We start from the raw sequence: 15,152 nt of genomic DNA, 5'->3' as shown, positions 1-15,152 counted from the left end.
TCGAAAGGGACCCCGGGAAACTGACGTTGCATCCACATATCAAAAACATAGTGCAGGAACAGATTTGCCAGCACCGGGCTGATAACTCCTCCTTGCGGCGTCCCCTGTTCCCGTAAAAGCTCCTCCCCATTATCTTTCACCATCAGTGCTGTCAGCCAGCGCTCAATGTACAGGCAAATTCAGGGACGGGTTGTATGTTTCCTCACCGCTTTCATCAACAGGTCATGACGAATATTGTCAAACAGGCCCTTGATATCAAACTCCAGAACCCAGTCCTGTTTCCAACAACGTTTTCTTGTGATCCTGATGGCATCAATCGCCGATTTATTTGGCCGGTAGCCATAAGAATCCGGCATAAAATGCGGCTCGACTAACGGTTCAAAATTGAGTCTGACCACCATTTGTGCAACACGATCCGCAACAGTGGGAATACCCAGCAGGCGTTCACCACCTGATTTCTTGGGAAACGCGGTCAACCAGTGATAAACCGCTGACAAATCAACCTCGTAAGTGTGAAGCATCAAACAGACTCCCGTCACCAGCGACGTCAATGCTATCCCGGTCAACAGCCAGCACTGCATAATAACGGTAAGTGGCTCATGGTGTCAGTATCCAAATGAAGATAAGGAAGTTGTAGCGTGCATGGTCCAGACGGTGAGATGACCGGAGCCTTACGCATTACGCCCGCAGGACGTGGTTTTAAGTTGAGAATAACAATCCGGTATAAACAACATATACCGGATTATCATATCAAGGTTAAATTATCCAATACTACTGATTATATTAGTATTACACTACCGCTCCATCGCAATTGGTTATCAATGCCATATTCAAAGCCTGAGCTAAAGTGGCTTTATTCTCATTATCCTCCAATAAACTAAAATGATTAGCCGGAATAGCAATCAATTGAAGTGAAGTGTCGGGCATTACCCGTTCCCAACCTAACGACGGTTCTATGCTCACGAGCTCTGGATTTCCATCCATCACAAAAGAAACAGCGGGAGAAGGTTCTACCGCATAGAACTGATGCAGCGTTATTGCTAATGCTGGCGGCTCATAATTCGTAACTATTTGTGTGTAACGTTCGATCTGCTGCCAACATTTTGCAATCACATCAGCACGCAGGTTTGCTGGATATAACGCCAATTCTTGCGCCGCAGTAATAAACTGAACCAAATTCAGCTCATCAATTCGCCGATATAACGCCGCAATCTCTTCTTTGCACGCCTCCCCTGACTGCCGGGCCAGCTCAGTAAAGAAATGATGTTTGGACTGCATGGCCTCTTTGCCAAAATAATAAGGCGCAGGTGTATCAATCAGCCCTAGGAAATCGACCCGCTCGCCAGCACTCAAAAGCCGCTGGACAATGGCATAAGCCAATATCCCACCAGAAGAGTAGCCACTTATCCGGTACGGGCCTGCTGGTTGAACAGCTTTCATCAAGGTGATCATTCTAGCTGCCTGCTCTTCCATCGTTAACATCGGTTCTTCACTGATGGATGGCCAAGGTAGCGCATAAATCGGGTAGCCCGACAGGATATGTTGAGCCAGCCCGAAGACATAAGAATAATCACCCATGCCACTGGGAACAAAGAACAATGGCAATCCTGTTCCATCAGGTCGCACCGATATAGCGCGGCTTTGCGGCTGATACAATAAATCTGAGGTAATTTTTTCGGCCAATTCGGACAACCCAGGGAATTGGAACAAAGTATTCAATGTAAAAATCAAACCTCGGCCAGCGGCAAGATTCATCATTCGCATAGCAAGCAGCGAGTGACCGCCCAACGCGAAGAAATTGTCATACCGGCTAACCTGCTCAATCCCTAGCAATTCACACCAAATCTCTGCTAATACGGTTTCCGTTTCGCCTTGTGGTGCCTCGTAAGCCTGACGAGCAAACGCTTCACTGTCCGGCTCCGGTAACGCATGACGATCCAACTTACCGTTTGGCGTCAATGGAAAAGCGTCCAGACACACAAAGGCTGACGGCACCATATAGTCAGGTAAAATGGCACTCAAGTGGGTACGCAAACTATTCACTAACTTTTCATCCGCTTGCGCCACCACATAAGCCACCAAGCGTTTGTCCTGCCCTTCACCCAACGCCAGCACCACAGATTGACTTACCGCAGAATGCTCCACCAACCGGGCCTCAATTTCACCCGGTTCAACTCGGAAGCCCCGAATTTTCACCTGATGATCATTACGCCCCAAGAACTCCAGATTGCCATCCGACAAGTAGCGAACCAAATCCCCGCTTCGATACATCCGTGCATTTGGATTATCGCTAAACGGATCAGTCAGGAAGTATTCAGCGGTCAGTTCAGCACGGTTGAGATAACCCCGCGCTACACCAGTCCCCCCAATATACAATTCCCCCACCGCGCCTAACGGTACTGGCTGCCCCTGAACGTCGAGCAGGTAAACCCGTGTATTCGGCAGCGGACGACCAATGACATTAGCCTGCCCCATGCCCTCGTTTAGGCAGGATGTCGTCGTGGTAATCGTGGCTTCTGTAGGACCGTAGCAATTAACCAGAACAGGGTTTTCACCGTAAACCGATAGCCAACGTTGTAACTCATGATCAGGTATTGCTTCCCCACCAATGCAAATAATCCTTAAGCCCTGATAGATATCGTCTTCATTAATATCTGATATTATCCGCCAGAATTGAGCAGGTATTGCGATGTAGGTAATTTTATAAGACTCACACAGACGCCAGAATTCCTGTGCACTCAGGGTCCATTGATTTGTCCTTAAGACTAATTGTGCTCCCTGTGTTATTGCACAAAATATTTCTGATACACAAACATCAAAAGAAAGGTTGCAAAATTGTAATATGCGGTCAGATGCATTAAATAACCACTTCGTGTTCAGCGAAGTAATTTGACTGACCAGTTGCCTATGCTCAACCATCACCCCCTTCGGTGTGCCGGTCGAACCGGAGGTGTAAATCACATACGCCAGATGCCGTGAGGTCAATTCAGGTATCTGTGGATTGCTGTCTGGCTGGTCAGGCAATGTATTCGGATCAAGCACTGTCAGCCCGGTCAGTGCGTTCTCGCCCAACGTTGTACGCCCAACGACATCAGCCAGCAAAATAACCGGTGAAACATCGGCCAAAATATGTGATAGGCGTTCGCCCGGATAATCCGGATCCAGCGGCACATAAGCCGCGCCAGCTTTCAGCACCGCCAACAATCCCATTACCATCGCCGGTGAACGGGTCACGCAAATCGCCACGCGCTGTTCAGGCACAGCACCTAGCGCAATCAACTGATGGGCCAACCGGTTAGCGCGAGCATTTAATTCGGCATAACTAAGGGTTTGTTCCTCATAGATTAACGCTGTCGCGTCAGGAGTTTGCTCCACCTGTTGTTCAAACAATTGATGAATACATAACGGGTTAAGATACGAGGTTTCCGTCGCATTCCAAGTGTTCAACAGTAACGTACACTCCGTTTCAGGCAGAATGTTCAATGTCCGTACCGGCGTTTCCGGGGTCTGTTCCAGCGCCGCCGCCAAGCTCTCCAGTGCCTGTTGCATATAGCCACATACCCGTTCAGGCTCAAACGGCTGGATCACCTGAGCAGTCAGCCCCAGTGCGTCACCAAAATCCTCCACCGACAAGGCAAACGGATAGTTGGTAAACTCCTGCGCACCAAGGAATTCAATACCGTCTATCGTTTCATCCAAAGGGTCCGACTGATCATTATGTCGGTAGTTCAACAGTGCGCTAAACAGTGGCACGCCATCCCGCACCCCACTACAACGCTGGACCAGCGCCAGTGAGGCGTGTTCATGTTCCAACAATCCCGCTAACCGGCTATGTACTGCCTGTACACTATCACGCACCGGCGTATCATCCATACCCAGCCGCAACGGCAAGGTATTGATAAACACCCCCATGCCGCTGTCAACCCCTTTCCCCACTGCCATACGCCCAAATATTACGGTACCGAACACCACCTGTTCCTGTCCGCTGGTACGCGACAATACCTGCGCCCAAGCCAAATGACATAAAGCAGCCAGACTTACCCCCAAACACCGGGCTTGACCACGCAGACGGTCATTCAGCTCAGGAGCCAACATCCGCTGCGATTCCGTCACCTGCGAACCATCACGATGCACCTCTGTCAACCCAAACGGCAGCGTGGGTTCATCCACCCCGGCCAACATATCGGTAAAGAAGCGAATATGCGCTTCCTGACCCACCCCTAACCGGGCCTGCGCCACCAAATTGCGGAAAGGTGTCGGCGTTGGCAGGCTCTCCTCCTGCCTGTCCAGATAAGCTTGTACTTCACGGTTCATCACGTCCAGCGTGGTATGGTCGCCAATCAGATGATGCAGCAATTGCAGTACAACCCAACGGCCATCGGTTTCCTGTGCTACCACAAAGCGCAGTAACGGGGCTTCACTTAGGTCTAAACGATGGTGACGGGGATCAAAACGCTCAGCCAATTGCCCGCTAACCGGTCCATCAGCTGGATTCAGTGTCAACTCAGTCACCGACAAGGATGCCTGACGCCAAACCACTTGGGCGGGCACTGACAATCCTTGCCAGATAAAGGCGGTACGCAGGATATCGTGTCTATTAACTACCTGTTGCACCGCCGCCAGATAACGGTCCAGCAAAGTCCGCTCAGTAAAGACCATCTGACCGGTTAATAAATAGGGGTCCCCTTTGTTTGCCAGTAGGTGGTGAAACAAAATACCATCCTGCAACGGCGACAACGCATAGATATCCTGAATATTGGCAACCCCACCCGGCACTTGCCCGACGATGCGGTCAATGTTAGCTTGAGTCAAATCAATTAGCGGCAACATTTCCGGTGTCAGCGTCGTAGTTGCCGGGGTGATCACGTTATCCGGCACGATTACAGCCTGATGCTGTCCTAACTTCTGAGCCAGATCTAACAACACCGGAGACTGGAACAGATCACGCGCCGCCAGTGTCAACCCCAAGTGACGCAAGCGTTCAATCATCCGTACAGCGAGCAGTGAATGGCCGCCCAACGCGAAGAAGCTGTCATACCGACTAACCTGTTCAATCCCCAGTAATTCACGCCAAATCGCCGCCAACGCCATTTCCGTTTCGCCTTGTGGCGCTACGTAAGCCTGACGGGCAACAGCTTCACTGTCCGGTGCCGGTAGCGCCCGACGATCCAGCTTACCGTTCGGCGTCAACGGAAACGTATCCAGCCGTACAAAGGCTGATGGCACCATATAATCAGGCAAAATTTTACTCAGGTGAGCACGTAAGTTATTCACCAGCCCGTCATCCACAGGTGCCACCACATAGGCCACTAGCCGTTTATCCGGTCCATCACCTAGCGCCAACACAGCCGCCTCACGTACCGCCGGGTGTTCTACCAGACACGCCTCAATTTCTCCCGGTTCAATCCGGAAGCCTCGGATTTTAACCTGCTGGTCATTACGGCCGAGGAACTCCAGATTACCATCCGGTAGGTAACGGGCCAAATCCCCGGTGCGGTACATGCGCGCATCAGATTCATCACTAAACGGATCGATAAGGAAACGTTCAGCGGTTAACTCAGGGCGATTGAGATAACCTTGGGCTACCCCATCGCCACCGACATAAATTTCACCGATCACACCTGGCGGTACCGGTTGACCATAAGCATCCAGCAGATAAACTCGTGTATTCGCTATTGGTCGGCCAATGGGGATTCGGGTCGCTCCCTGTGGTAACGCCTCGATAGGATACATGGTGGTAAAGGTGGTTCCCTCACTCGGACCATAAGCCTGCAATAATTGCTGTGGCGGACGATTATTCAGAACCTGAGCAATCACCTGTAAATCGGGTATATCCCCCCCGAAAATCAGGATCTTAATTTGTGGAAGAATGGGAGATAACTCTGCCGCCAACCGGTTAAACAACCCAATAGTCAGCCACAGAACCGTGATGCGGTGATGCTGTAAAGTCAGTACTAACTCCTGTGGTGTTAATAAGGTAGCACGGTCGATAACCACTAAAGTACCACCGTTAAGCAACGGCGCCCAAACTTCAAACGTGCTGGCATCGAAAGCCGGATTAGCCGTAAAGGCAACCCGATCCTCCGGTCCGATGTTGGCATAGCCATTATTGATGACCAGCCGGACCATAGCACGATGCCGCACCAAAACCCCTTTGGGTGTGCCGGTAGAGCCGGAGGTGTACATGATATACGCCAATTCTGTGCTGGAACGCGGCACATCAGGATTGATACGATCTCGCTCTCTGTTCGCACTTTTCTCATCCGAGAGACGCAACAACGGAATAAGCAAGTTAGCCGGAATATCAGTCCGTGTATCGGTAAGCAGCAACCGGGCAGAACAATCACTTATCAGCCAGTTTTTCCTCTCATCCGGCATACTGGGATCAACCGGCACGTAAACAGCACCAGCTTTGAGAATCGCCAATTGGGCCACCACTAGTTCCATTGAGCGCTCTAACAGGATCGCAATATGGTCATCAGGGCGAATCCCCTGTTCGATTAACTGACGGGCCAATCGGTTAGCGCATGTATTCAGTTCCATATAGCTGAAGGTTTTATCTCCCGCTATCAGTGCCGTGGCCTCCGGAGTTTTCTCCACCTGTTGTTCAAACAACTGATGAATACATAACGCCTCAGGGTAAGGGGTCTCTGTAGCATTCCAGGTTTCCAGTAACAGCGTGCGTTCCGTTTCGGGTAGGATATTCAAGGCGCGTATCGGTGTCTCCGGCGCTTGCTCCAAAGCGTCTACCAGACTTTCCAGCGCCTGTTGCATATAACCGCATAGACTTTCCGGATCAAACGGTTGCACTACCTGAGCCGTCAGCCCCAGAGATTCACCAAAATCCTCCACCGACAGCACAAACGGGTAGTTAGTTCGCTCCTGTGCGTCAAGAAACTCAATACCGTTTATCAGTTCATCTGACGTTGCCGACAAAGCATTATGTCGATAGTTCAACAGCGCGCTAAAGAGCGGTGTACCGCTGGCAATCCCACTGCATCGCTGGGCCAGTGCCAATGAAGCATGCTCATGCGCCAATAATCCGCCGAATCGGGTATGGGCGGCCTGCACACTGTCCCGCACTGGGGTCTCATCGATATCCAGCCGCAACGGCAAGGTATTGATAAACAATCCCATGCCATTGTCAGCACCGTCTCCCGCCTGCATACGCCCAAACAGCACCGTACCAAACACGACACTCTGCTGACCACTGGTACAGGACAACACCTGCGCCCAGGCCAGATGACACAGCGCCGCCAGACTGACACCCAAACGTCTAGCCTGACTACGCAAACGGTCATTTAGCTCAGGAACCAGCATCCGGTGAGATTCCGTCACCTGAGAACCGTCACGACGTACCTCCGTCAATCCAAACGGCAACGTCGATTCATCCACCTCCGCCAGCATCTCAGTAAAGAAGCGAGTGTGTTCTTCCTGACTGACACCCAACCGGGCCTGCGCCACCAGATTGCGAAACGGAACCGGTGCCGGCAAGCGCTCCTCTTGCCCCGTCAGATACGCCTGCACTTCGCGGTGCATCATTTCCATCGTTTCATGGTCACCGATCAAGTGATGATGCAATTCCAGTAACAACCAACGACCATCCGTTTCCTGCGCAATAACAAAACGCAGTAACGGGGCTTGGCTCAGGTCAAGACGATAGTGAGCGGGATCAAAACGCCGGGTTAACTGGTCACTGACCGGACCGTCAGCCGGGTCCAGAACCAGTTCAGTCACTGACAATGGGGCCTGACGCCAGACCACCTGCGCCGATACTGACAATCCCTGCCAGATAAAGGCGGTACGTAAAATATCGTGCCGATCAATGGTCCGTTGAATCGCCGCCAGATAACGATCCAACAGCGCCCGGTCAGCAAAAACCATCTGGCTGACTAACAGATACGTATCACCTTTACTCTCCAGCAGATGGTGGAACAAAATGCCATCCTGCAACGGCGACAGTGCATAGATATCCTGAATATTCGCCATCCCGCCCGGTACCTGTCCGACGATGTGGTCAATATCAGCCTGAGTTAAATCAATCAGCGGCAACATCGCCGGTGTCAGCACCGTCGTATCCGATGTAATACCGTTGTCAGGCACCCGGATTTCATCATGCTGAACCAGAGACTGTGCCAGAACACCGAGAGTTGGATGTTGGAATAGCGTTTGTACTGATACGCCCAGACCAATACGCCGCAATCGTTCAATCATGCGCACGGCGAGCAGGGAGTGGCCGCCCAATGCAAAGAAGCTGTCATGCCGACTAATCTGCCCAACATTCAGCAATTCACACCAAACAGCCGCCAGCATCGTTTCTATCTTCCCTTGCGGGGCTTCATAAACTTGGCGGGCAAACGCCGCCTCCCCCGGCGCAGGCAACGCCAGGCGATCCAGCTTGCCATTCGGCGTTTGCGGGAAGCTATCCAGCCGCACAAAGGCTGCCGGTATCATATAATCAGGTAAAACCGCGTGCAGGTGTTCACGTAAATCAGCAGTCAATCTCTCATGCGCTTGTGCCGCTACATAGGCGACCAGCCGTTTGCCCAGCTCATCATCCAGCGCCAGCACCGCCGCTTCTTGTACCGCCGGGTGTTCCACCAGCCGAGTTTCAATTTCCCCCAGTTCAACCCGGAAGCCGCGAATTTTGACCTGTTGGTCGTTACGACCGAAGAATTCCAACTCACCGTCCGGCAAATAACGCGCTAAATCCCCGGTGCGATACATCCGCGCATTGGACACTGGACTAAAGGGGTCGGGTATAAACCGTTCCTCGCTCAATGTCAGTCGATTCAGATAACCCCGTGCCACCCCCACGCCACCAATATACATTTCACCCACACAGCCCAATGGCACTGGTTGGCTGTATTTGTCCAGCAGGTAGACACGCGTATTTCTAATCGGTCGACCGATAGAACGATCGTCTGCCGGGGATAATATTTCTTTACAGGTCGCCGTCACGGTATTTTCCGTCGGACCATATGCATTCAATAGCTGGGGTCGGTGACCTTCCTGCCTAAACCACTCCTGAATAGCGTTCTTTTTAACCGCCTCACTGCCAATGATGATCAACCGGAGACACTCCGGCAACGATAATCCGTCGTCTCTGGCCGCCAGTTCAGACCAGAATAAAGTCGGCAGAAACATCACCGTGATACGGCTTTGCCGGGCTAAAGCAATAAATTCTGCCATTGAAGCTAGCCAGCTATCATCACGAATGACCAGCGTGGCTCCGTTGCATAATGACGAGAAGCACTCTTCCACTGAAACATCAAACGCAAAAGCCGCAAATTGCAACACCTGGTCTTGCGCGGTGATGGCATAGGGTTCATTAACCCCCAGATAACGTTGATACACAGCCTGATGTTCTACCATCACTCCTTTCGGCTGCCCGGTTGAACCGGAGGTGTAGATCGCATAGGCCAGATGCTGCGGCGTTAATGCAGTCACTAATGGATTGTTGTTCGGTTGGTCAGGCTGGATATTCGGATCAATTACCGTCAGCCCGGCCAGCCCCTCGCTACCCAGTGCGGCCTGTCCGATCGCATCAGCCAATACCACTGACGGGGCAGAGTCATGCAGGATATACGTCAGACGCTCCTGCGGGTAAGTTGAGTCCAGCGGCACATAAGCTCCACCGGCTTTCAACACCGCCAACAACGCCACCACCATCGCGGGGGAGCGTGCCACGCAAATCGCTACCCGTTGCTCCGGTATTACGCCGAATGTAATCAGTTGATGGGCCAACCGGTTGGCGCAGGCGTTCAACTCGGCATAACTCAGTGTCTGCTCTTGATACACCAGTGCCGTGGCCTCCGGGGTTTGCTCCACTTGTTGTTCAAACAACTGATGAATACATAACGCCTCAGGATACGGGGTCTCCGTGGCGTTCCAGGTTTCCAGTAATAATGTGCGTTCGGTTTCAGGCAGGATATTCAGTGTTCGTACCGGCGTCTCTGGGGCCTGCTCTAGGGCCTCTACCAAACTCTCCAGCGCCTGCTGCATATAATTGCATAAGCTTTCCGGATCAAACGGTCGCACCACATGAGCGATCAACCCCAATGTAGCGCCATCGTCCTCCACCGACATCCCAAAGGGGTAGTTAGTGCTCTCTTGTTCGCCCAGAAATTCAATCCCGTCTATTATTTCATCCAAAGGATCAAGCTGCTCATTATGGCGGTAGTTCATCAGGGCACTAAAGAGGGGTGTACCACTGACAACCCCACTGCATCGTTGAGCCAGCGCTAGTGAGGCATGTTCATGCTCCAACAATCCCGCCAGCCGGGTATGTACTGCCTGTACACTGTCCCATACCGGCGTATCATCGATGTCCAGCCGTAGCGGCAGGGTATTAATAAACAGCCCCATGCCGTTGTCTGCCCCTTCTCCCGCCGCCATGCGCCCAAACAGCACGGTGCCAAACACCACTTTCTCCTGACCACTGGTACACGACAATACCTGCGCCCAAGCCAAATGACACAACGCCGCCAGACTGACACCCAAACGCCGGGCCTGACTACGCAGACGGTCGTTCAAACTGGCCGTCAGCAGCAGATGGGATGCTATCTCCTGAGATCCATCACGATGCACATCCGCCAGCCCGAACGGCAGCGTTGGCTCATCCACCTTCGCCAACATCTCGGTAAAGAAACGAGTATGCGCTTCCTGATCTCCCCCTAGCCGGGCTTGAGCCACCAGATTGCGGAACGGTACCGGGTCAGGCAGGCTATTCCCTTGTCCGGCAAGGTACGCCCGCACTTCACGGTTCATTACTTTCGTTGCGGTATGGTCGCCAATCAGGTGATGCTGCAATTCCAGTAACAACCAGCATCCATCAGTCTCCTGCGCCACCACAAAACGCAACAACGGAGCCTGCCCCAAATCGAGACGATAATGACAGGGATTAAAACGTTGAACGAGTTGATCACAAACCGGGCCATCAGCTGGGTCCAGCGCCAGCTCAGTCACCGACAAGGATGCCTGACGCCAGACTACCTGAGCCGGCACTGACAACTCTTGCCAGATCAAGGCGGTACGCAGAATATCATGGCGATCAATCACCTGTTGCACCGCCGCCAAATAATGGTCTAACAGAGAGCGGTCAGCAAAGGCCATCTGACTAACCACCAGATAGGGATCACCTTCACTTGCCAATAAGTGGTGGAACAAAATACCGTCCTGCAACGGCGACAGGGCATAGATATCCTGAATATTAGCTATCCCACCCGGTACCTGCCCGACGATACGATCAATCTCAGCCTGAGTCAGATCAATCAGCGGCAACATTTCCGGGGTAATTTTCGTCGTCGCTGACGTAATCACATTCGGCGGCACCGCCATAACCGGTTGCTGCCTCAGTGTTTGTGCTAATTCAAACAACACTGGCGACTGGAACAGGTCACGCACCGCCAGCGTTAAACCCAAGTGACGCAAGCGTTCAACCATCCGTACAGCGAGTAGCGAGTGGCCGCCCAATGCAAAAAAGCTGTCATACCGGCTGACCTGTTCGATCCCCAGTAATTCACGCCAGATTGCCGCCAGCGCCATTTCCGTTTCTCCGTGTGGCGCAGCATAAACCTGACGGGCCAAAGCTTCATTGTCCGGTGCTGGCAATGCCCGGCGATCCAACTTACCATTCGGGGTTAATGGAAACCCATCCAGACACACAAAGGCTGTCGGCACCATGTAATCCGGTAAAATGGCACTCAGGTGATCACGCAGACTAACCACCAGCCCCTCATGGGCTTTCGCCACCACATAGGCCACCAGCCGTTTTTCCAGCCCATCACCTAACGCCAACACAGCCGCCTCTCGCACCGCCGAATGCTCCACCAGACGATTCTCAATCTCCCCCGGTTCAATGCGGAAGCCGCGGATTTTAACCTGTTGATCATTACGACCCAAGAATTCCAGATTGCCATCCGGCAGATAACGGGCTAAATCCCCGGTCCGATACATGCGCGCATTCGGTTGATCACTAAAGGGATCTGTCAGAAAACGTTCAGCAGTCTGGTCAGGGCGATTAAGATAACCACAGGCAACCCCATCTCCCCCCACATAAATCTCACCGATCGCCCCTGTCGGTACCGGTTGACCGTAAGCATCCAGCAGATAAATACGTGTATTGGCTATCGGCCGACCAATGGGGATCCGGGTCACTCCCTGCGCTAATGCCACAATAGGATACATAGTGGTAAAAGTAGTTCCCTCACTCGGACCATAAGCTTGTAATAATTGTTGCGGCGGGCGATTATCCAGAACTTGAGCAATCACATGTAAATCGGGGATATCACCCCCGAAAATCAGGATATTAATCTGCGGCAGAACCGGGGATAACTCTGCCGCCAGCCGGTTAAACAACCCGATAGTCAGCCACAGCACTGTGATGTGGTGGGCCTGTAAAACCCGTACTAACTCCTGTGGTGTTAATAACGTGGCGCGGTCAATAACCACCAACGCCCCGCCACTGAGTAATGGAGCCCAAACTTCAAATGTGCTGGCATCGAAAGCGGGATTAGCTGTAAAGGCAACCCGATCATCATGGCCGATTTCGGCATAGCCATTATTGATGACCAACCGGACCACCGCACGATGGGGTACCAACACCCCTTTTGGGGTACCGGTGGAACCAGAGGTGTACATGATATACGCTAAATCAGCGCTGGAACGCGGTAAATCAGGGTTGGGACAATCTTCCTCTCTATTCATGTCTGTCTCATCAGAGAGGCGAAACAGCGGAACCAAGAGGCCGACCGGAATCTCAGATTGTTCATCAGTAATCAGCAACTTAGCTGAACAATCATTTATCAGCCAATTCTTCCGCTCATCCGGCACACTGGGATCAACTGGCATGTAAACAGCGCCGACTTTAAGAATCGCCAATTGGGCCACCACCAGTTCTATCGATCGCTCTAATAGGAGCGCAATATGATCACCGGGACACACCCCTTGTTCGATTAACTGATGAGCCAGCCGGTTAGCACGAGTATTCAGTTCCGTATAGCTTAGGGTTTTATCACCTGCGAGCAGCGCCGTCGCCGTTGGAGTTTTCTCCACCTGTTGTTCAAATAACTGATGGACACATAACTGATCAGGATAGACGGTTTCCGTGGCGTTCCAGGTATCTAACAACAAAGTACGCTCCGCTTCCGGCAGGATATCCAATACCCGAACGGGCATTTCCGGGGTTTGCTCCAGCGCTTCCACCAGACTCTCCAGTGCCTGTTGCATATAACCGCATAGGCTTTCCGGATCAAACGGTTGCGCTACCTGAGCCGTCAGACCAAGAGTAGAACCGCCATCCTCTACCGACAGCACAAACGGATAGTTAGTTCGCTCCTGTTCGCCCAGGAATTCAATCCCGGCCATTGTTTCATCCAAAGGATCGGGCTGCTCATTATGGCGATAGTTCAACAGGGCGCTAAAGAGCGGCGTACCACTGTCAACCCCACTGCATCGTTGAGCCAGCGCCAATGGAGCATGTTCATGCTCCAACAATTCAGCCAGCCGCAGATGCGCCTCCCGCACACTGTCCCGTACCGGGGTCTCATCCATATCCAGCCGCAGCGGCAGGGTATTGATGAACAATCCCATTCCTTCCCCCACGGCCATACGCCCAAACAGGACGGTACCAAACACCACTTTCTCCTGTCCGCTGGTACGCGATAACACTTGCGCCCAGGCCAGATGACACAACGCCGCCAGACTGACGCCCAAACTCCGGGCCTGACTGCGCAGACGGTCATTTAACTCAGGAGCTAACATCCGATGGGATTCTGTCTTCTGAGATCCATCACGATACACACCTGTCAGCCCGAACGGCAACGTTGGCTCATCCACTACCGCCAACATATCGGTGAAGAAATGGGTATGCGCTGCCTGACTCACTCCCAACCGGGCCTCAGCCACCAGATTACGGAACGGCACCGGCGCAGGCAGATGATCCCCCTGTCCGGTAAAATAGGCCCGCACTTCACGGTGCATGACTTCCATCGTTTCGTGGTCGCCAATCAAATGATGCTGCAACTCCAATAAGAACCAGCGACCATCGGTTTCCTGAGCGATAACAAAATGCAGTAGCGGTGCCTGATGCAAGTCAAGACGATACTGAGCAGGATCAAAACGCCGGGTTAACTGGTCGATGACTGGACCGTCAGCTGGATCTAGGGTCAGTTCCGTCACGGGCAACCGCGCCCGACGCCAGACCACCTGCGCCGGGACTGACAATCCTTGCCAGATAAAAGCCGTGCGCAAGATATCATGGCGATCAATCGCCTGTTGTACCGCCGCCAGATAACGCTCCAGTAAAGCGCGGTTAGCAAAAGCTACCGGATAGAGTACCAGATAGGGGTCACCTTCCTGTTCCAACAGGTGGTGGAATAGGATACCGTCCTGTAACGGCGACAACGCATAGATATCCTGAATATTCGTTATTCCCCCCGGTACCTGCCCGACAATGCGGTCAATGTCAGTCTGGGTCAAATCAATCAGCGGCAACATCTCCGGCGTCAACTCTGTGGTTGTCGGTGTGATGACGTTAGGCGGGACTATCACAGCCTGATGCTGTCCCAACGTTTGGGCTAATGCCGACAGCACCGGCGACTGGAACAGATCACGCGCCGTCAGAGTCAAATCCAGATGACGCAAACGTTCAATCATCTGTACGCCGAGTAGGGAATGACCGCCCAACGCAAAGAAACTGTCATGCCGACTGATTTGTTCAATGCCCAATAACTCACGCCAGATGGTCGCCAGAGTGATTTCAGCCTTCCCTTGTGGGGCTTCATAAATCTGACGGGCAAAATCGTCTTCCCCGGGCGCAGGCAACGCCCGGCGATCTAACTTGCCACTCGGGGTCTGCGGGAAGGTATCCAGACGCACAAAAGCCGCCGGTACCATATAGTCAGGTAAAATGGCACTCAGGTATTCACGTAAATCAGCCGCCAATCTCTCATTCGCTTCCGCCTCCACATAGGCCACCAGCCGTTTGCCTTGATCGCTATCCAATGCCAGCACCGCCGCCTCTTGTACCGCCGGGTGTTCCGTCAGTCGGGTTTCAATTTCCCCCAGTTCAATTCGAAAACCACGAATTTTCACCTGCTTATCGTTACGGCCCAGGAATTCGAGGTCACCGTCCGGCAGGTAGCGGGCCA

The 15,152-nt window shown here is 52.6% G+C and carries 1 protein-coding gene and 1 pseudogene; both read right to left on the bottom strand.

The window, feature by feature from the left end:
* Positions 1-464: pseudogene (locus ACGF7G_RS20540) on the bottom strand (reverse transcriptase domain-containing protein); the annotation flags it as partial.
* A 325-nt stretch (positions 465-789) separates the two neighbouring features.
* On the bottom strand, positions 790-15,152 hold a 14,363-nt coding region (locus ACGF7G_RS20535), incomplete at its 5' end, for an amino acid adenylation domain-containing protein (protein WP_387468002.1).

The organism is Photorhabdus sp. RM323S, from assembly GCF_042879375.1.
GTDB lineage: Bacteria > Pseudomonadota > Gammaproteobacteria > Enterobacterales > Enterobacteriaceae > Photorhabdus > Photorhabdus tasmaniensis.
The sequence above is the reverse complement of the archived record's forward strand: the minus strand, read 5'-3'. Positions and strand labels throughout refer to the sequence as shown.